Below are 20,163 nucleotides of genomic sequence, written 5' to 3'. Positions count from 1 at the left end.
TGGTTGTGATTAGATTTGCGCTTGGATCATGCTGGTGATGTTGCTTAGCGCGGCATCCATCAACGCTTCGTTCTCTGCTATTTGGTCGTTAGCTTCGAAGTGGGCGTAAGCCTGTTCTAGTGCGGTTTGGAACTCATCAACCAATTCCGGCGTAGGTTCACCAGTGAAATCTCGGATTTCCTTTAGTTTCTCTACATGTTCCATTTCTTCGTTATTGCCCTCTGTTTCAGATTGAGGCGCCTCACTACTTAGATTGAACGCTTTCACTAATAGCGCTTCCATTTCCGCTGTATCGTCAAATTCACCGATCAAGTCGTTGCCTTGGTATAGCGCGAACTTGTACTCGCCATCTTTAGCGATCGGATAAATGTCAGCGTGGCTTTCATTTAACCATGATCGGGCGATTAGCGGAGCGTACACGTTCGCTGGCACTGAGCCATTTACTGAGTGGATACCTGCCGCAACACTTGGTTGTACCAATGCGCCTTTTTCGTTGTAGTAGGTATCCGCAGATTGCCAGTCCTTAATCGTCTCAAGTTGAGCTTTCGCTTTTTCGCTTAAGTCGGTCGCTAGAATGTCGAATAGAACGTCTAGGCTGTAAGTGAGTCCGTCCTCATCTTTCGCATTAATCGACTTCACTCGGCCTGTTGGGAAAGTCACTTCCTGCTTACCAAGTTTTAGCTCTAGGTTGGTAAAGGCTTCTAGCTGATCAAGTGCTTTCGCTTCTTCTTCATCTAAGCTTTCACGGAATGAGGTAACGTCTAACACGTCATCCTCTGCCTGTTCGCCTTGCTGGTGCATTTCAGTTAGAGACGCGAGCTCTACCACTTTGCGCTCTTTACCAAAATCAAAGTCCACGGTTAGGCGGCCACCAAAGAAATTGCGATCGTGGTAATCGGTCATCGTGTCGCTGTTGTTGTAGTCGTATTGGCCTACATAAGCGTTAACGAACTCGATCAGCTGATCTACTGCTTCGGTATAACGGCTCATACCGTGTGGCGCTGGCGAGTTAGGGTTATCAATCTCGAACTGTAGGTAAGCTGGATTGTAGAGCATGACGTTTCTTGGCAAGTCAGTCAGCGTTAGGTCTAGTGTGCCGTAGCGAGGCTTGCGTACTGAGATTTTAACGTCATTACTGATCTTGCCAGCTTTCTTAAGCTGAGCGATAAAGGCGCGGATTAGCTTAGCGATTTCACCCGTATCTCGAATGCCCTCGCTCTCATAGATTGAGCCAAATGAATATTGAGTTGGGTCTAGTGCGAGAAGTTGTTTTTCTTCCTCGGATGCACCCTTGCTCACTTCATCTGCTGTGTCAGATTCTACGGCGTTCTTAGCACCCAATAGCTCAAGCAGTTTGTTAGCACCGTCAACCGTTAGGTAGCTGCGAGAATTGGTGTTAGCGATAAAGCGTAGCTCTTTACCCTTGTTCGACTTCGCAGAGAAGAAACTGTAGCCAAATGTATTTTCCATTTGGTTCTCTTGTTCTTCGGTTAGCGCAATATCGTTAATCTTGCCGTCAGCGTCCACCTTAGCCAGTAGCTTGTCGGCGTTCTCGCGTAGTGTTGGGCGCGAGTGAAGCGAACCCGAGCCGTTAATGGCTAACGTTGAATACAATGATTCAAAGCCGTTGATTGTGGTGAACATGGCCGGACTGACAGGCTCTAGTGGTGCGCTGTATTCCGTCTCTGCAATTTGCTCAAGCGTTTTGCCGTCCTTAAGCATGTTAAAGATTGCAATAGTGCTTTCTTTCACTGCTTGGTCGTTTAGTTGAGTCGCTTTTTGCTGCGCTGCTGCGCCCTCTAGGCCAGTTTCTAGCACCTTGCCTGTGTACGTATCGATAACGCTAAAATCAGATTGGCCAATAGTGCCAACTGGTGCGTAGCGTTTCTCGCGTGTCGCCTTGAATTGACCTTTATGGTTCAAGTCAGGCAACGCAGCAAGGCTAGGGAAGCCACGGCTTTCGTATTCCGCTTCGATAGCTTTTGTGTACCACAATGGCATGACCGAGTTATGGATAGCGCGCGCCATCTGTTCATTGTCGATCTGCTCATCGTTATCCAAGTATCTAAAACCATGAATTGCCAGGATGTCTTGGTTGGTAACACTTGCCATTGCATAGTGCTGAGCAAAGAGCTCATCTGAACTTAGTTCGGATAGGTCAGGGTAGATACCGTCATCAATCGCCTTAATGAAGCGCTCAACTTTTTGGTAGTCCTCGCCTTGGTCTGCCATTGCTGGAATGACGGTTTCACCTTTTGCCTTGGTGTAAGCTACGTCTCCCTCATGGTAAACCGTAGTCGCGCTAAACGCTTTTTCTACGTCATCCAGTGCTAACGCTTCGCCGTTCTCAAACTTCTCGTATAGGTCGCCACGTAGCGCGCGTAGGTCGAACATTTTCGCCGTTGCACTAAAGAATCCGTCACGGTAGTTCAAGATGGCTTGCAGTAGGTCAGCGCGTTTCGCACGGCGGTTAAATGGAATGCGATGAGCCGTTAGGAAATCAGTGATCTCTTTGCGGTTCTTAAATTGCGCTTCCAGTGACGCTAGGGTTTCACCTTGTAGTGATTCCACTAGGTGCGCTTGTTCTGAAATACGCTTAGCTTGGTCATCCACTTTCTCGCCACGTTTTAGTGTTTTACCAGTACCTAGCGTTAGGTCAGCTAGCATAACAAGACGTTTGCGATCGCTTGGGTTTACTGACTGCATATCCTTAAGTTGGGATAGAGCTGCTTCTTGGAAGCGCATGCGGCCTTGCGTGTGTTCTGCTTGGCGCTGTAATTCAGCATCGCTTTGAACCAGCATTAGGTCTTCGGCAATCTCTTGAATCATGTCCGGCGTCACAAGGTCAATCGATGCGCTCCATAGCTTGTACGCGTTTGGATTTTCCTTGCGGTTCTTCATTTCTGGTTGCTGGCGTAGCTGCTTAGCGAACGCTGCTTTGAAGCCCACTTGTTTTAGGGTATCGAGCGTAGACTGAGGAATTTCATCAACGCCTTTGTCCTCAACCCATTGGTCTAGCGCTTCGGTTGCGATGCGCTCCGCTTCTTCTAGGTCGCCCTCAACCATGCCAAATAGCGGCTCTAGGTCAAAGTTACTTACTAATTCTGGTGGCAGTTTTTGGTCATAAGCGATCGCACCGTGGCGAATGCCATTACCAGCGTCAGCGAATTGCTCTTTAGCCGATTCTGGATCGAGGTACTTAACCACTTGATGTTGTGGCGGCGTCGTACCCAAGCCATAAGGGCGTAGACGTAGGCCATACCAGAATAGGTTATCCGTGGTTTCGTCTTTGTCTTGGTCGTTCGCGTTTGGCTCGTCGTTCTCAATTGGTTGTGGTTCTTCGTTGCTGTCATCGGTATCTTGAAGCAACTTAGATTCGCGATCGTAGTCAGCCAGAATAAGTGATTTAGCAGCTTCCCAACCTTGTAGATCGTCGCCACCAGCAAGCGGTGAACCCTCGCCGTAAGTGACAGCCAAGGTTTGGTTATCGCGCGCGTGGATCATGTACTGGCCAAAGCTATCATCGTCGTTCGCGTCAGGCGATTCGAAGTAGACAAACGGCTCGCTATCTTCGCCTTTATCCATCTTCCAGCCCTTAGCAATGGTCTTGCGACCAATAAGAGCCAATAGCCATTCTTTGCGCTCGATATTCGCTTTTCGTTCCCGTTCTTCGTCTGACAACTGAGGAAAATCGTTTTCAATTGAATCACGGATGTATTCTTTAGCCTCGGCAAGCTCTGATACCGTCATAGCACCTTTATCGAGGTCATAAATCACATCATTGATATACGACTCTGAATAAGTGCTAGGAACGTTTTGATTTGCTGCACCTGCAAACTCTAATGAGTCTTTAAACTCTTGGCTTAGCTGCTTAACAAAGGCATCAAGATCGCCATTGAAAGCACGGTTAATGATGAAGTCGCGTTTCTCTTGCTTAGTCCATGAAGCGTCCCATTGCTCGATCACTTGAGACGAACTACCACCAGCGTTTACATTTGTCGTTGCTGTATTTGCTGCTGGCTTGATAGCAGCAAGCTGTTTGCGTAGTTCTTCTTGGATTTCGTTCTGCGTAGCAATCTGAGTTTCCAAGCGCTTCTCTTTCTTGGCCAGCTCATCGAGCTTTTGTTCCAAGTCGGTAGCTTCTTCGCCTAGTTGCGCAGCTTGTTCATCAAGTTCTTGTGCCTTTTGTTGCGCTTCTTCCAATGCTTTCTTGTCAGCGTCTTTCTTGGCCTTAGTTGCGACAAATTTCTCACTGTTGTTTTCAAGCAACTGCGCTAGCTTGTTGGTCACTTCCTTAAGGGATAAATCCATGTTGCCCTTTGGCGCGACTACGTGAGTAATATCGCGCGAGTTCATTAGAAAGCGGAACGCGATTAACGTGTCATCTGGTTTGATTTTTAGCGGATCGTTATCCGGCGCATGGAACGCAATAGAAATGCTCTGGCCATCTGAAAACGGGATTTTCACCATTTGGACAGCAACCGCACCAGACTTGCGCGGTTTGCCTACTTCAACGGCTTCTACCGATAAAGTAGGGGTTTTACGCTCCAAGTGCTTACCGAATTGCTGAGCACGAAATTGAAGCCTTGAGGCTTTCGATTTGAACGCCTCTAACATCATTTGTGGCACAGGTTTGCACTGATACAAGTAGGTGTTCTCCAAATCCTCAAGTGACAATGCCTCTAGGATTTGATCGGCGTTTTTACCTTGCAGCACCGCTTCAATCTGCTCCGGCGTGAGTTTCTTGGCCAGATGGTCGATGCGATCCACAATCTTGATTTGATTTTGACTGGTAAACATCATGACTTTGCCGCCTCTAATTGTGCTTCAAGTTCTTTGGTTTCTTGCTTCTCTTGCTCTAATGCAGTTTCGAGATCTGCTATGCGGCGTTGTTCTTCTTCCAACTTAGTGCGAACGCTATCCCGAGCGGCTAGGGCATTGGTGTAATTGGACTGAGCGACTTGTTCAGCCGCTTTGGCTTCTTCAAGTCGCTTAGCAATAGAACGTGTAGCTGGTTGAATGTCTGAGGTGTCTTTAACGGCTTTAGCCGCTTTACGTGCAACTTGCTTGTCAAACTTGCTTTGGTTGCGCTTCATTAGGCGAACCATTTCACGCGCAAGCTCGCGCTCGTTCTTCACGCTAGGGATAGGCTGTTTAGTGCTGTTGAGTGTCATTTGGAAAATATCACCCTCATCACCAATAAACAGCGTCATTGACTGGCCATTATCAAAGAATAACTTGGCGCGTTTAACTGTCTCGCCGTCTCGTCTCGTTCTCTTGTTCGAGGCTTCTACGTCTGTAACAGTCGCACCAGCTTGTTTTAACGCAGTGATCAGACTCTTAAGGCCGCGTTCGGTCACGTTGTCAAAATCGACCACCACATAGTTATGTGACTGGTCTAGTGCAAACTTACTGTTGTTACGCAATTTCAAATTCCTCTGAATATGTCGTACAGGTAGGAAAGATTTTGTACAGCGGATTGATTAGGGAACAGGAGCGCTCAATCTTAACGTCCAGAATCCACTCGCCATGCAGCTTTTCCCCCGCTTCGAGTTCGAGTAACTTGCGATCGAACGTCAGGTATTCGCTGTTATGTCCGGCGTGTGAAAAGTCGAGCTTACGTGTGCGAGTAATGACGGCTTTTGGTCGTTTTTTACTGCGCAACGAATAGGTTAAAGTCCCACTCGTTATGGCTCGCTGAGATTGATAACCAAGAACGAATCGAATCACATCGGGATCGTCCATCTGGTTTGCATGCAGTATTTTTACTGCGTTTCGTTTAAGCAAAAATCGGTCAGCAATGGCTAGGCCAATTACTGCAAATTCCATCATTTGCCTTGCCCTCCGGTATTAAAAAATCTCGCTAACATTTGGCTAGCCAGCTTGCGGATAAAGTTGATCGAGTCTGCTCCGTTGTTCGACGCAATGAGGACAAGCGCGCTGGTATAACCAGCCTCCACACCCTCGCTTTCACACAAGTAAGCGACTATCAAACCGACCACCAACGCCAGCGTTAGCTCGGTTAAAAAATCAAGGAATCCACCAGCTAGACGTTGCTCGCGTATGCCTTGGAGATATGACCCAACACCACTGAGGACAGATAGAGCCAGTACGCTAATCGCAAAGCTCTCACCAACAACTGACACTGGCATTAAATCCCCCTTTTATATATTACCTAGCGAGTTTATTCGGAATGGTGGCTTTTGCTCAATAGACGGGCGTTACTTACTTTTGAATGGGTATTAAATAGGGCTGTTTTGCGGAAAAAAGTTAGATTTCAAGAGCCTATATAAAAAAGAAGCCTCTCACCCAAAAGGCTGGTGAGAGGCTAATTCAAGCGTTTTGTTGCGCGGCAACGCATACAAAACTTCCAACGAGGATAGTCGAGTCGAATCGATATTTGACGAGGAAGATTATATAAATATTGGTTTTCGCATCAATATGCGCCCATGTTTTCGCATGCGAAAATTTTAGGGGATGTCATGTTTTAAAGTTCTCGCATGCGAAAACTTTTGCAAAAAAGGGACAGCATCGTGTCCCTTTGGTTGATGGTTATGGTTTGATGTAGCGGATCGAGAAATGCGAACCCCGAATAGGCGTGGATGCACCTCTGTCTAAGAATTGAATAAGCTCACCGTAGTATAATTTTCCTACCCATCGACAAGTCGTTGGCACGGCATCGAAGTCGTTGGAATCACTTTGAGCCTCCGCTATAATTTTATTGCTTTTGGCGATTGCAGAGTACACAGCCGATGAGTTTGAAGCATTGCGGCGTCGTATCGCAGTCCATTCAATTTCGTAATATCCCTCAACACGAACATCAAAACCAGCAACCGGAGCGTTGTAGTTAATCAAATCAAACGGATCGAGGAAGCATCCTATCCAATTCTTGAACTCCCATGTAATGCCATCTATCGTAAGGTTGCCCTCTCTTAGCCCCGCATTACAGCCCAAGGCAACCTCTCCAGCGCGTGATGAAACACCCGCTAGTTTACTATCAACGTAGTCTTTACGTGCAAGAGAGTTACCAGCCGAGCTCTGAGGCGAACCTGCATATACATTGCCGTCCTTAATGTCTACATACTTACTGCGGCGGTTAGTGTAGAAGCGCATCCGACCCTCTGAGTTAGATAGGATCTGAATACCAGAACGGATATTGGTGCCATCATAGTAAGAGGCTAACGCCCAATGCGCACTTGAACTATCTTTACAGTTGATACTGAATCCCGCACGGCCATTCGTCGCCCATGATGAATCCATAAAACTATTATCCATACGAACGGCATCATTCGAACCAGTCCAAGAACCCGCCGTAAACTCACCATCAGTACGAACCAGTGAGCTACCGAAAAAGATACCAGAAGTAAACTTTCCTAAATCATTGATGCGAAGCCAGTTGCCGTCTGTATTACGAAATGCAGCTCGCCCACCTAATGAAATGCTCTGATTGAGCATTACATCAATCCCTTTAGCAAAGGTGAACGAGGAGTAAGAGTAAAAGCCGCTGGTGGCCTCTGTCTCCATGTGGCACCAAGATGAATTACGAGAACCAATCCAAGTTTTCTTTGTAGAGTAATCAAGCTCTAAACCCTTTCCATCAACAGAGTTGATTGCCCCTAAGTCTTTATTGTAAGACGTATAGCTAGTGACCATTCGCCCTTTGACAATACCCGCTGGCTGGCTTGCCCCCTTATTGCTAACGTATGGCGTTATGGTGTGACTACACATGTATCGAATAAGAATGTTCACACTATAGGCGCTGCGCGTTTTTACATAGATGGCGTAATTGTCACCGCTAGTATTTACCCAACCAAACTCACTAAATGGTAAGCCGCTAGGATGGTCTGTAATAACCTGACCATTTAGACCTTTAGGGTTTCCGTTACTGGCTCTCAGAATCATTTGATGTCGTGACGACTGATAGTGCAAGTCAGTGTTAAAGCCAGCACCACCAAAGAACTCAATAACCGCAGTAGAGCTTGATTGAGGCATCGTTACATTGGCAACCAAACACCAAGAGTTGTCACTACCTAAAGAGGTGCGCACAACCTCTGTACGGTTAAACGCCTCTGTAACGACTTTATTCCCTTGTACTTCGATAGGGACACTGGAACTAAGCTTTGATCGCGTCAGGTCTAACTTGGCGTCCCCTCCATTATGAGCACCACCCACCGCGATTTGAACGTAAGCATCCGACGAATTAGAACCGTTCGTTAAGTAAACCGCCCGACGATTACCAATCAACCCGTACCCGTCCAGCTTAACTTGCTCGCTCGATGGAACGTTATTACCAGCGCGAGTGCCTTTCACTTCAACACTACGATTCGAAGATACCGACTCTGTAGCGTTTAGGGAGCCGTATAGTGTTGATTCACCACCTTTGCGGATCTTTAATCGACTTGAAACGTCACTTTCTACAACCTCAAAGGTGCCATCGGTTTTCGTTTCAATATGAAAGCGCTTACCTGCATGACCTATGTGCAATTGAGAAACATTGGAACTGCCCTCATCAATGAGTAGGCCACCAGTCAATGTACCGCCTGACAGTTTTAGGTAGCGGCCATCGGCTTGCGCTTGCGTCATCTTTGAGGCTGCAAGGTCATACGCTTTCTTAACGGCACCTGCCGCCGCAAATTTCACATCGCTAGCATCATTAACCGCTGCTGTGAATGCGTAGTTCGGCACGTTTGATAGACCAACTTGAGCTTTCGTAACCTTGTGTGGGTTCGAGTTGTCTGATTTGTGTTGAGCAATGTTGGTTGTAATGGCCGCTACCGCATCTTCTTGATCCATGAGCGCGTCACCAAGCTCTTTGATTGTATCGAGCGCTTCTGCTGGCGCACCACCAATCAAAGCACTAATGCGGTTGTCAGTGTGGGTATTTGCGTTCGTCTCTGCTTGTTCTGCGCGGTCATAAGCTGCGTTACCGCGATTTAAACCCTCGATGCCTTTGTCGTATGCCTGTTTAACAGCACCAGCGGTCGCAAGTTTGCTGTTGGACGCATCTGTTACCGAGCTGGTGGCCGGATAGTTTGGTACGTTACCTAAGCCTACTTGTGCCTTTGTGACTCCGTGCGGGTTCGTTTTATTGCTAGCGTGCTCATCCACTTTTGTTGTGATTTCTTCACGCAATTTTCGAGCTGGACTACCACCAACTTGAGTCAATTTTTTTAATGCCATTCAGAAATATGCCTTTCTCAATTCAATGACCAGCAACTCCGACAAAGCGCCGGAGCACATCGTTAATGGGGAAGTAGGAAAGGAAAGGTCATGTTTACTTGAAGCCGATAACCGTCACGATGTCGCCAGCTTGTAGCTGTTCACCGAACGTGATTGTGTTACCAGATAGACTCCATACACCTGCGTTCTGCATTACGCCGCAAACGCTTAGAACAAGGATTGCTGAGACTGTACCCGCTGGCAGAGCCAACGTAGTTGATGCAGATTCGACAGTAATATCCACCGTTCGGATCGCGTCTTTGATTGAGGCGCCTAGACTATCCTTGGTGGCATACTTACCGTCAGATTCCGCTTTGGTGTATGACGCGCCGCTAGCTGCTAGACCGCTACGCGCTTGTGAAATGATTTGCGATTTAGTGGTGTTCTCAAGCTTCGCTGCGTTAACGGCAGTTGCGCCAGCGTCTAGTGCGCCCACGTCTTCTGCGGTTAGCTCGACGTTTGCGCTTAGCGCGTGACCGTTGATGGTGCGAGTCTTTGGCACTGCATTCACAACGCGAGAGTCGTTACCCTGCATCACTGTGTTAGCGCTAGTGCCGAAGTTTTTGTTGAATGCTGTTTTTTTCTCAAACGCTGGTTCCGCGCCAACGTCAGTCGCTTCAAGCACTACGTTACCGCGCTGACCATTAACCGACGAAACGGCGTCAGTCGGTGTTAATAGTTCTTGCCAGTTCGCTAGTGTGCTCGCTGGTTGGCGCATAAGAACGAATGATTTACGCAGATCCGAACGGATTGCCATATCACCCTCTTGCGCTGTAAGAGCAAGCATTTCCGCTTCTGACTTAACAGGGAACGTTTCTTTGATAGCGATAGCTGGCAATTGGCCTTGTGGGATCTTACCAGTGCTATCTAGTGTAGCCACACCCTCTGCAACGCCTTTCTTGTTGTTAGGGATGTAGTCGTGCGTGTGGCTTGCTGGCGCTGCGCCCACATCTGAGTGAGTCAGAGTCACATCGCCCGTTAGTGGTTTGTTATTGATAGTGCGAGAAGTTGGGACAAGATTGGAGCGCGCTTCACTGACAACTTGTGCCTTGGTTTTCCCCTCTAGTTTTGATGAGTCTGTTGCGCGAGCGCCCGCTGGTAATGCACCAACGTCTTGCGCTGAAAGATCAGAAACAAGACGGTTGATGCGAGTTAATTTGTTTTGTGTAGCCATAAAAAATCCAATTTCGTTGTTAGTACAAAGGGCATTTATGGGGAATAGGGCTAGGGGAATTTGAAAACTGATTAGCCGACCAAGGTGATCTCCGTTCCTGCTGAAATTTCGTCAACAAACTGGATAACATCACCGTCCGGTGAGATGGTGTAAGCAATATCTCTTGATTGCTGCACACCCTGTAGGAACACCAGCTTAATCGCGCGTTCTTCAAAGACTGGTGGAACAGTGAAAGTATTCGACGTACTAGCGAAGTGGCTATGGAATACTTCCATAGGCGCGCCAGCGATACCGCTGTTTATGATGGCTTCAAGGTTATCGATATGCTCTTGAAGCTCGGCAATGATAGAGCTTGAGCTTAGTGATGGGACACCTAGAGTAATCACCACTTCATCACCCGTTTCAAGTGGTTCGGCTACTTCAACCTCATTAGTGTCTTTCAAGAATCGCCAAGCACTGTCTTTGGTCTGCACGATACCTTGGATAGACAATGAATCTACTTCCGGCACTTCGTAAGGCAATGCGATTTTTGTTTCGCCACCAGACGCAATGTACGGCCAATGTTCAACCGACTTGTTGTATGCAGCAGCAGCTTTGTCGTGAACTAACTTGATGGCTCTCGCAGTGGCATAAAGCTGATCGTTATCTACGTTTATCTGACTGGTTGCGTCCCAGTTGTTTACCAAGCTAAGGCCAACTTGCGCTTTGGTTACATGGTGCGGGTTTTCACGGTCTGCGTAGTGCGCATTGGCTTCGGCGCGCATCGCATATTGCTTATGTGGATCGGGATGTGAAACGTGGCCTTGTAGGTCATAACCGCCTTGTTCACGATCATCAAAGTTAAGGTGTTCACTTTTGAGTTGGGTAACGCCATCTGGCACGGTAGCGCGACACAATATCAAATGATGATCTTCAACCGCTTCCTGCGGAAGCACCTTAATTTCGGACGCTTTAATGTCTGACGCTAAATCGACTTGTTTTGTCTTTACGCCAAACTTATAGAACGCTTCGAGCACCACATAAGAAGTGGCACCAGCCGGAATCTCCACATCAACATCGTGTTGTTGTCGAACGGTTAACACATAGTCGTCGCGCTCAACTAACGCCACGCCAAATTGTTCACCACTGCTCACACGCAGTTTCATTCCACCAGCCGGAGCACATTCAAAACCACGGAAAATACCAGCGCGAACGATGCCGTAAAACTTACGGTTTAGGCTGTTACTGGCCAGTGGTTCTAGGTACTGCGTATCGGTGATAAGCGGTAGCGCTTGCCAGTCCGTTAGCAGTGGCGGGATGATGATCGTTTCTTCGAAGTTTGGGCGACTCATTAGGCACCTACCTGCGCCAATTGAGCGCTATCCGTGCGAGCCGTGTTAATCACGATTTCTATCGACAGACCACGGTCAGAGTAGATCCAAACTGGTTGAGTGACAGCCACTAGAATTAGACCGCCGCTCGCATCTTTCACGCCGACGCAAGAGAACTGGTATTGTTCATCTTCTGCTAGCGTACCCGCTGGCAAGTTTGCCGTGATTACGATATTGCCGTTCACATAGGCGTAGTTCGCCTTAGAACGGTAAAACACGTTTTCAACGGTTGTCTTATCCAGTGGGATAGGCATGCAGCTAGGCTTGCCCTCAATTTCTTGGATAAGGTCAAAACCCCATTCAAGATCGCCAAATTGGAAATAAGGCTCAGTACCATTGGTAGGCAACGACGACAAGGCGCGTTCGTCGTAATAACGGTTAAGCAGTTCACACTGCGATAGGACTACTTTTTGTGTAAGCACCTTTACGACCTCGTATAAGTCGTGGCGCTTTAATGGGACGGGGAATAGGAATAGGGTTAATAGTACCGTCTATCAATGGAGATCGCATCTAAGGGGATCGCATCCATTCTAGGTGTACCATACATAGGGCTAACAGGGCGTTCTTCCTGTGTCGTCGTTCCAGTCTGAACGAAATCCTGTTTATAGCTCGGTGTTGATTCTATATCGGTCGTGGTCTGTTTTCCAACCGTAACATGGTCAGAATAGTTAGGTATTTCGACCATATCCATGACTTCAAATTCAATAGAATACAATTGGCCATCTAAAACAATTCGTAATGGGATAAGAGGATGCACCACTCGCTTAATCTTCGCTTCGAATGCTCGAATGGCTTCCTCGGTAATGCCGTCCTCACCTGCAATGTCGTTCAAAGGGATGCGAATAGCACCGCGACTGGTCAGGAAAAAGTCGCTCGGGTTTAGTCCGTTTTGCAGCTCCAACTCTGACTCGGGAACTAAGAACGTGCCGTATGGAAATCGCTCTTGGTCTACTGGCGCGTAGATTCGTTCCCACTTAACACGTAACCCTTTAAATTCACGCGCGAGCGTTGAGATAAGTGGATAAATGGTCTTTTTAAAGTGAATTTCGTCCTTACGCTGCATCACAACGTGTGGCAAGTCCTCATCGGCCACTTCGCCTAGTGGGAAGATTTTTCGCAGCTCTTTAATGTCTTCTAGCAGCGATTCTTTGTCCATTTCGTACAGTGAAGAACGCGCTTTAAGCTTTTCAATGTATGACTCTACGTGAGTTTCAATTGACTCTGCGATCGCGCTTGCTAAATCTACCCAAGCGGTTTCCTTTTGACGCGCCTTGGTTAGCTGGCCAGATAGCCATTTTCTGAAGTCTCCAAATGCCATGTTTTTCGCCTTATTGGTGTAAAAGTTTTCGCATGCGAAAACTATATAGTATGTTGTGTTTTAAAGTTCTCGCATGCGAAAACATCCGTGTCTTTCTTGCTCCGTGCGAAAACTTCTATGAGTAATCGAAGTTCAGTTGAATGGTTGACGCATTCACATCTAAATAGTGGTAAGTATCAATCGGGATGCGGTCAAGAATCCCAATAACTTCGACCTCAAACTCTTTAATGCCCAAAGTCACGTTGAGCTCTTGGATGACATCCCAAATTTGGTTTTTGGTAATGCGCTCATTGCGACTTGTCTGTTTGCCAAATTTCTCATCTAACGCATCGGCCAGTACCTTTGTCGCCCATTCTGGATTTGAACTTGGGTAAAGCTTACCTTTGACCGTCACGGTAAATGGTACGTCCTTACGCTCCACCAGCTTATAGCGCTCGTTATAGCCCTCTCGGCCAGCGAATAGAAGTTGGATTTCCTGATTCAAAATCTCGTCGGTTTTATCGGCAGAGTAAGCACAAATAAAGATCGTATTGATGTTGCGAATGTCCGGCGTTCCTGTGAGTTTTTCCTGCTCCGCTTCGCCCCAAATCGACAACCAAGTAACACCCGAAATATTGCGCTTAACAAAGGTCATGTAATCCGAGTCCCACGCTATCTGCTCGTCATAGATTGGCGAGTAAAGGGCGTTGTTTCGGATTGATTCAATGTCTTCCGGCTCTGCACCGCCGATAATGCTGGTGGACGTTTTGATTGAGAGCTGGTCTTTATAGGCGCTTTGAATCCACATATCGATAAGCTCTAAATACTGCGCATCGAGTAGGGTAGTCACACCATTAGTCAGCCATAGCTCAAACTCAATTACATCGCCCGTAGCTGGCGCGCGACCGTTATTGTTGTTGCCAAAACGAACGCCTAGCTGGTCGGTTGGCTTGTAATACTCCATGTAGGCTTTGGATTTGCCGTCCGTATTACGAAACTTAAAGACGTGCGTCCATTCTTCTCCGTTCACACGCACGATGATGTTATGAATACGCTTAGTCAGCTCTTGAGGGAACGCCACGGCCAACCAGTTTTTTCCCTCATCGACCGTGTAGGTCATCTTGGACACTTCGAACTGTTGCACCTCTACTGCGGCGCTTTCTTGCGGCATAAGATCAATGGCTTCCATTAGCGTATAGCGCAATTGATTGTCAGCCACGCATTGGCTGTATTTCGGCAAGGTAACGCGCTTTGTTCCGGTATTGGTCACTAGCGCACGGCCTTTCGATGGCGCTGCTTTTCGCCCTACATAGCCCTCAGTTTCAGCACCCGCCAAAATGGAGGTGCGTTTAGTGGCTAGCGTTAAGTAGGATTCTTGCAATGCACGGCTACTGATTGCTGCCATGCGTTCAACAATCTTGGCCACAAATAAGCAAAGGTAGTCAACGAACTGCGAACCAATATGACGCGACCACCAGCTTGAACCAGCAATCGCCTCGTTAAAGGTCTTTTTGACTTCTTCTAACTTGCTCAAAACGTAATACCTCTCTCCAACGTTTGACCGTTCACAACGATCGTCAATTTGTAGGCATCGATACCGTTCACGCTTGGCTCTACGGCAATGCCTTGAACCACCGCGTCTTTCACGTCAATTGGGAGGGTTAATAGGATTGAGTTTTCGATAGCTGCTGCTGTGGTTTCGTTTATTGGTTCATGCTTGTATGCCCCTAATCTGTTGCCCCATTTTGGAGCGCCCCAAACTTGGCCTTGAGGTGTATCGAGCCATTCAGAGACGCGCGCAACGATCGCGTGTTTCTCATCGGCTACTTTTACACCGTCAATATCGACCCGTAGTAAGTAATCAATTTCTTGGCTCATCTATTACTCCATATCAGCGCTTTGACGCTGTAACGAACGGTCATCAAAGTTGAGAGGAATAGAGCCGCTAGCCTTAGTGGCTGACGCTGGCTTGTCTTTGCTTGAGCTGCCGCTAGGCGCTGCAAAGATAGTGGTCGGTTTGTTGTTATCACTGCCGCTAACCGCGCGCCCAATGGCATCCAGTGAATGTTTGCTAAGTTCCACGGTTTGAGGCTTGCCGCTCTCTTTGAGGTCTTTCATTGCTGCCTGTGCTTGCAGCTCGCTAACTCGCTCATTGCGTTGAATGGATGATTGAGTCGCAACCGTCTTATTCGAGGTGTTTTCGGTGTCCACTTTCACCACGGATTGAGTGTCCGTTTTCTGGTTACTTAGCTCGGTATTGATGGATGATTCATGGCTGGCTGTGGTCACGCTGTTGGTTTGCGTGTTGTTTGCAGCCTTGGTTAGTGCGGCTACGGCCTCAGCCTCTTTACGGCGTTTGATCTCCGCATCGACGGCGGCCACTTGTTCAGCTTTCTTATCTGGCGAGTAAACTTGGCCAAGCTCGGGATGCTCGACCATGCCGGACATATCCATGCCTGTTTCATTAGCCACTTGCACACGTTTGTCCTGGCTAATACGTTTTTCTCTTTCTACAGCTAAGTAAGCTTCTTTGTAGCTAATCCCTTGCTCGCTGGCCTTTTGCGATACCTCTTGATAGGTCACTTGAATTGAGTTTTTCGCATCAAGTTCGCGCATGGTTTGGCTGTCATTGGACGCTTTAGCAGTGTGGTAGGCTTCGGCGCTTTTAAGGTGTTCTTCTTTCTCTGATTGAGCTCTTTCACTCTTAGAGTGATTGGTCTCGCTTTCGAATTTAGAACTCTTAGCCGTTGTTTCTCCCTCGATTTCGCCGCCAAACAGCTTGTAAATGCCCTTGGCCATATCACCAGAATCAAAGGTCAATGCTTCCTTAGCACCATCAAAACCGAACGCCCCAAGCGCCGAACCAAGCAAACCAGCACCGCCACTGACTAGGCCACCCAAATCGAGCGCGTTTGCCAATGCCATTGAGCTTTTCTGGCCAGTTGTCGCCTCTTGGCCATCTTTGAGGTTGAACGTCTCTTTCTGTTTGTCTTTGTCAGTGAATCCGCTAAACGCATCGTAGGCCATTAAGGCCGGAGCAAGGAAAGGGATCGCCTTGCCAGCAACAGAGCCGATTTTAGACATACCTTTAAAGGCGGCACCCGCCATTGATACGCCCTTGTTGGCCACGTTCGAGGCTTTGCTGCCAATGCCTGACATTACCGATTTGATTCGGCCACGTTTGCCACCCGCTTTACGGCCAGCACGTCCACCAGCACGGCGGCGTTCAAACATATCGCCAGCTAGGTCTAATAGGCCACCTTGGCCATCGTTCGCCACTGCTTTGGTTGCCGAAATCAGATCATCGAGCTTATCTAGTACATCATCGAATTGGCGTTCACGATCAGCACTCGATTCATGGAGCACTTCAAGCATGTTTGCTCGGTAGCTCTGTTCTTTGGTGTTTTTGATCTCACTAGCTGTGCTTATCCGGCTAGAATCACTCCCAACAAGATTGACAGGCACGCTACCCCTAGCATCATCACGGCTAGGTCGATCACTAGGCGTAACTTGAGTTGAGTGGTTCGTCTCGAACGAATCTTTTGTCGCTGATAGTTGTTCATGGCTAACTGTCTCTATGGCTGTGACGGCCTGACTGTCTGCCTCTGGCGCTTGTTTGCCTCGGGTAAAGAGTCGGCCTAGTTTCGATTCTTTTAGCTTGCCCTTGGTTGAGGTGGCTTTTTCAGTTACATCATCCAATGCTTCTTTAGCGTCTTGCCCCAAGTGATAAAGCTCTTTAGCGGAGTAGAAGAACGAACCACCAGCCGCAGCGCCAGCCGCATCGGTCGCGTCGTTTTCTTCCTGTAGGAACTCTTTCACGTTATTGATGGCCAGTTGCTTAAGGCTGGTGGCCACCTTGGCAAAAACGTTCTGGCTTTCCTTTTCCGTGTCGGTTTGCTTTTCAATTTGGCGCTCTAATGCGGTTTGCTGTGCGTTCTTGTAAGCCGATTGCTCTTGCTTACTCGCATAGCGACCATCGGAGCGTCGAAGCTTGCCGTTAGCGTCTTCCCAATAGCCCTCAAACTCTGCCAGTGCGTCAGAGACAGCCTTTTCTAACTTCTCTGGCACATCATCAAGGATTGAGGTATCCAAACGTTCAGAATTGAATTCTGACGCTTCTACATTCACGACAAAGGGCGCTTGTTTTTCTGGCTCGCGCGCGTCCTCGCTTTTCAGCGTGTCAGCAATCGACTTTACGCCACTTACAGAGCTGCTTTGCTCGATCGCTTTGGCGTCCGGCTTGGCTTGTGTTTCTGCTGACTGACTAGGCGCAAATGACAACTCAATTTCACCTGTACGCTTGGTCTTGGTTGCACTTGGTTTAGGTGTGCCGCTTGATTGTTGTTTTAATCCTTTTTGTGGATTAACGCTCGGAATAGTAGAGACGTTAAGAGAGGCATTGGAAACGCCCTCAGTTACCGCCTTTTCGATGCCCTTTGCATCCACTGCAAGGACGGCCTTTTGTTGGCTCGTTGGTAGAGTCTTGCCATCGAGTTTGCGACTAATCTCAGATAGCACGGTCAGCTCTTTGTCACTGGCTCGCTTCACTGCATCAACAACCAGTGAAAGATCAACCTCTTGTTGGTTTCTGTCCATTTTTCACCTTGTCTTGGAGCGCTTTATCTAGGCTTATGGCCATCGTTTGAGGTGTTTTGAATACCGCATCGATAGGCTGGCCACCGTAGATCGTTAAGTTCTCAATCAGTACGTTCCAACCAACGTAATCAAAACGTTGTAATGAAGTCGTTATGCCGAAAGGGTAAGAGCAACGTTCGAGTTGCTTCACCTCCTTGCTCGATAACTTTCTGGCACTGCGGAATGGTGGCGACTAGGTAGTAACGCCCCTCGTCGTACTTGGTGAGCAATCCGTGACGCGCATTGCGTAGGCACTTTTCAACCTTGGCAAAGGCCACACGAAATTCCGTGTTGAGGTACATCGATTTCAATAGGTCGATTTTCCACACTAGGGCATCGTCTTGGTCTTTGGGTTGATCTTCGAACGTTAGGCAGTAGGCCAGCTCAGTGAGCGCCATGTGATTCGCTTGCTGCTTCCATTCAGCGCTGTCCGGTTCGTACTGGTCGCGCTCATTGCGAATGTTCTCAAGTTGCTCCGCTTCGTAACCGGTTAGTGGTTTCACGTTCGCTAGGTATGACTTGCCTTTCACGCTTAAGGTGATCTCTTGTTTTGGCAATCCATTGAGCGCTTTGGCCGATTCCATTAGCTCGCCCATATTGAGATCGAGATAGTGAGTTTTTTTGCAGTGCTCGCACTCATAGCTAAAGGGAATAGTGCCTAGCTCGCTGGTGGACATAAAAATCCACCACAATGCTGCACGGCGATCTTCACCAGTCCATAGGCCGCTATCACTCATAGGGCGCTTACTGGTGTCTTGCATGTGGTTCAGATAGCGAGTTGTGTTGGCTTCCTCATGGTACTCGTTGAGGTCGCAGAACAATAGAGCGTCTTCCACGGTTGGGACTCGAAACTCAATCACTTCTGAAATGTTACTTGGTAGTGGAAATGATGGAATGTGCATTACAGTACCTTGTTACCTACAGACATAAATTTTTGAAGAATGAGCGGGAATGACTGGATCTGGTTGCCGTTTTCGCGTGAAAACATCACGTTGCCAATCTTGGTAGGAAAGACTTGATAGCTCTTATAGAGTGACTTTTTGCCGTCCTCATTGAGCGTGAATATGTTGATTTTGAACACGTACTCTTTGGGGATGTTGAGTGTGCCGTCTTGGTTTCTGACTTTCTTGATTCGGCTTTCAAACCATTTAGAAACAGTCAGGTTTTGGTCATCACGAACCGTTAGCGTGATTTCGCCAACACTGCTGTATGTAGGCAGCGCAATAGAGCCCGAACCGACTTGGAATGAATCCGCATCGATAGAGCCAGCACCAAAATCAATATCCTTTACGTAAATATCAAAGTCCGTTGGCGCGTCCGGCGAGTCGATTTCTACCGCCCATTGCCAGCCTTGCAGCCACGGCTTATTCATAAAGTTATTGGTCGCGCGTTTGGCGAGCTGCATGTATGGATTCATGGCCACCTCGCTTAGAGCAACGATACTGGTGGAACAATGGCACGGTTCGCGCGCATTGAGTTTTCAATCTCGGCTTTACGTGCGGCTAAGTCAGGTTCGGCAGCAATATCGGTCACATCCAACTTGCCAGCGATGGCAATACGGCGTTGACGCTCTGCGTTCGGGATAGTGATCAGCAATTCCAGATAATCGCCAAGCAAGCTAATGCACGGCGTTGGAAGCTGGAACGAATCAAACGGCTCATTGAGTACGTTTTGCATGTACATCAATGTCAGTGGGAATGTTTCTGCGCCCGTTAATTTCAGTTCAAGAACGTTGCCCCAAACCTCGCTACGCACATAACGGCCACGGTCATCTTTGACCACCAGCCTTGCAGCAAAGTCGGACGGTAATTCAAACTGATTGCTATCGGCTAAGTCGCTTTGGTGGATGCGGATTTTCGTGGTAAATCCGGCAGTCTCTTGGTACTTGGCCAGCGCTTTACGCAGTAGGCTTAACAGCGCCTTTTCGTCGTCGTGCAGCAAGACAGGGAATCTCGTTTTCACGTCTTCGAGTAGTTCAGTTGGTGTCATGGCCACTCCGGTAGTGGCGGCGCATTTTGAGATAGGGGATAGGCTTGGTGAATCTTAAACTAAACTAATGGGGGAGGCGATAGATTATCTTTCTATAATAGCTCGGCACTTCAGTTACTACTGGTCGTATTTGGGTCGGGTAATACACATTTTGGTTGTCGAAGAAACGATAGACCCCAGTTTCTACCTCAAATCCAATAACTTGCTTCTGTAGGCTACTGACATAAATTGTTTGTAACGTCCTTACATCAACCAACCTCAGATCAATGCCTACATTAATGACTGCTCTTCTTACTCCACCTCCGATTAATCCAATAAATATGAAGGGGTTTGATTGTTATCAAGACTTATAGAGGAAATGATGTGAGTGTGGTAAGGAGCCAATACATTATTAGTTTAGCAACAGGAAGCTTAGCGTTAGTGCTTAACTTAGAAAGTGTGTATGAGTCGTTGAAGGATTAAGAAAACACTTCTTAAGT

15 protein-coding genes are annotated in these 20,163 nt (G+C 47.8%); all 15 read right to left on the bottom strand.

All coding sequences use genetic code 11. The features are described from left to right. Nucleotides 1-9 precede the first annotated feature (9 nt). Nucleotides 10-4,803: a hypothetical protein gene (locus R7O13_RS20245; protein ID WP_213963480.1), complete on the bottom strand. Its 4,794-nt coding sequence runs from the start codon at nucleotides 4,801-4,803 to the stop codon at nucleotides 10-12. Beyond that, entirely contained in the window at nucleotides 4,800-5,426 is a 627-nt protein-coding gene (locus R7O13_RS20240; RefSeq protein WP_033905426.1) for a hypothetical protein, read from the bottom strand. The genes R7O13_RS20245 and R7O13_RS20240 overlap by 4 nt, the downstream gene beginning before the upstream one ends. Then, a complete protein-coding gene (locus R7O13_RS20235) occupies nucleotides 5,419-5,832 on the bottom strand; it encodes a hypothetical protein (protein WP_136976912.1) in 414 nt (137 codons plus the stop codon). Before R7O13_RS20235 ends, R7O13_RS20240 begins: the two co-directional genes overlap by 8 nt. Then, nucleotides 5,829-6,152, bottom strand: coding sequence for a hypothetical protein (locus tag R7O13_RS20230; protein ID WP_017634052.1), 324 nt, complete (start codon nucleotides 6,150-6,152; stop codon nucleotides 5,829-5,831). Before R7O13_RS20230 ends, R7O13_RS20235 begins: the two co-directional genes overlap by 4 nt. A gap of 400 nt (nucleotides 6,153-6,552) precedes the next feature. Beyond that, entirely contained in the window at nucleotides 6,553-9,180 is a 2,628-nt protein-coding gene (locus R7O13_RS20225; RefSeq protein ID WP_318304574.1) for a hypothetical protein, read from the bottom strand. 94 nt (nucleotides 9,181-9,274) lie between these two features. Continuing rightward, entirely contained in the window at nucleotides 9,275-10,393 is a 1,119-nt protein-coding gene (locus R7O13_RS20220; protein WP_318130506.1) for a hypothetical protein, read from the bottom strand. A 71-nt stretch (nucleotides 10,394-10,464) separates the two neighbouring features. Beyond that, nucleotides 10,465-11,724: a hypothetical protein gene (locus tag R7O13_RS20215; protein WP_318304573.1), complete on the bottom strand. Its 1,260-nt coding sequence runs from the start codon at nucleotides 11,722-11,724 to the stop codon at nucleotides 10,465-10,467. Then, nucleotides 11,724-12,185, bottom strand: a complete 462-nt coding sequence (locus R7O13_RS20210) for a hypothetical protein (protein WP_033905433.1) — start codon at nucleotides 12,183-12,185, stop codon at nucleotides 11,724-11,726. The genes R7O13_RS20215 and R7O13_RS20210 overlap by 1 nt, the downstream gene beginning before the upstream one ends. Nucleotides 12,186-12,241: 56 nt before the next feature. Then, nucleotides 12,242-13,081 (bottom strand): hypothetical protein, encoded by an 840-nt coding sequence (locus R7O13_RS20205; protein WP_054579128.1) that lies wholly within the window; start codon nucleotides 13,079-13,081, stop codon nucleotides 12,242-12,244. 115 nt (nucleotides 13,082-13,196) lie between these two features. Next, nucleotides 13,197-14,594: a hypothetical protein gene (locus tag R7O13_RS20200; protein WP_318304571.1), complete on the bottom strand. Its 1,398-nt coding sequence runs from the start codon at nucleotides 14,592-14,594 to the stop codon at nucleotides 13,197-13,199. Further along, nucleotides 14,591-14,938 (bottom strand): hypothetical protein, encoded by a 348-nt coding sequence (locus R7O13_RS20195; RefSeq protein WP_033905435.1) that lies wholly within the window; start codon nucleotides 14,936-14,938, stop codon nucleotides 14,591-14,593. The genes R7O13_RS20200 and R7O13_RS20195 overlap by 4 nt, the downstream gene beginning before the upstream one ends. A 3-nt stretch (nucleotides 14,939-14,941) precedes the next feature. After that, on the bottom strand, nucleotides 14,942-17,656 hold the full coding sequence (locus tag R7O13_RS20190) for a hypothetical protein (RefSeq protein WP_318304568.1): 2,715 nt from the start codon (nucleotides 17,654-17,656) through the stop codon (nucleotides 14,942-14,944). Between the two features lie 128 nt (nucleotides 17,657-17,784). Continuing rightward, nucleotides 17,785-18,597 carry a hypothetical protein gene (locus R7O13_RS20185; protein ID WP_318130501.1) on the bottom strand — a complete coding sequence of 271 codons (813 nt, stop codon included), beginning with the start codon at nucleotides 18,595-18,597 and terminating at the stop codon, nucleotides 17,785-17,787. After that, nucleotides 18,597-19,112 carry a hypothetical protein gene (locus R7O13_RS20180; protein WP_054866402.1) on the bottom strand — a complete coding sequence of 172 codons (516 nt, stop codon included), beginning with the start codon at nucleotides 19,110-19,112 and terminating at the stop codon, nucleotides 18,597-18,599. The genes R7O13_RS20185 and R7O13_RS20180 overlap by 1 nt, the downstream gene beginning before the upstream one ends. 11 nt (nucleotides 19,113-19,123) lie before the next feature. Next, nucleotides 19,124-19,684, bottom strand: coding sequence for a hypothetical protein (locus R7O13_RS20175; RefSeq protein WP_206170720.1), 561 nt, complete (start codon nucleotides 19,682-19,684; stop codon nucleotides 19,124-19,126). Nucleotides 19,685-20,163: the final 479 nt, after the last annotated feature.

This window comes from Vibrio sp. Y176, assembly GCF_033438945.1.
This window is presented reverse-complemented; position numbering and strand designations above follow the sequence as displayed.

Bases quoted from the DNA above. Each gene is read 5' to 3' on its own strand.
- R7O13_RS20180 (WP_054866402.1), bottom strand. From the start codon at position 19,112: ATGAATCCATACATGCAGCTCGCCAAACGCGCGACCAATAACTTTATG.
- R7O13_RS20215 (WP_318304573.1), bottom strand. From the start codon at position 11,724: ATGAGTCGCCCAAACTTCGAAGAAACGATCATCATCCCGCCACTGCTA.
- R7O13_RS20195 (WP_033905435.1), bottom strand. From the start codon at position 14,938: ATGAGCCAAGAAATTGATTACTTACTACGGGTCGATATTGACGGTGTA.
- R7O13_RS20235 (WP_136976912.1), bottom strand. From the start codon at position 5,832: ATGATGGAATTTGCAGTAATTGGCCTAGCCATTGCTGACCGATTTTTG.
- R7O13_RS20190 (WP_318304568.1), bottom strand. From the start codon at position 17,656: ATGGACAGAAACCAACAAGAGGTTGATCTTTCACTGGTTGTTGATGCA.
- R7O13_RS20175 (WP_206170720.1), bottom strand. From the start codon at position 19,684: ATGACACCAACTGAACTACTCGAAGACGTGAAAACGAGATTCCCTGTC.
- R7O13_RS20245 (WP_213963480.1), bottom strand. From the start codon at position 4,803: ATGATGTTTACCAGTCAAAATCAAATCAAGATTGTGGATCGCATCGAC.
- R7O13_RS20220 (WP_318130506.1), bottom strand. From the start codon at position 10,393: ATGGCTACACAAAACAAATTAACTCGCATCAACCGTCTTGTTTCTGAT.
- R7O13_RS20185 (WP_318130501.1), bottom strand. From the start codon at position 18,597: ATGCACATTCCATCATTTCCACTACCAAGTAACATTTCAGAAGTGATT.
- R7O13_RS20205 (WP_054579128.1), bottom strand. From the start codon at position 13,081: ATGGCATTTGGAGACTTCAGAAAATGGCTATCTGGCCAGCTAACCAAG.
- R7O13_RS20225 (WP_318304574.1), bottom strand. From the start codon at position 9,180: ATGGCATTAAAAAAATTGACTCAAGTTGGTGGTAGTCCAGCTCGAAAA.
- R7O13_RS20230 (WP_017634052.1), bottom strand. From the start codon at position 6,152: ATGCCAGTGTCAGTTGTTGGTGAGAGCTTTGCGATTAGCGTACTGGCT.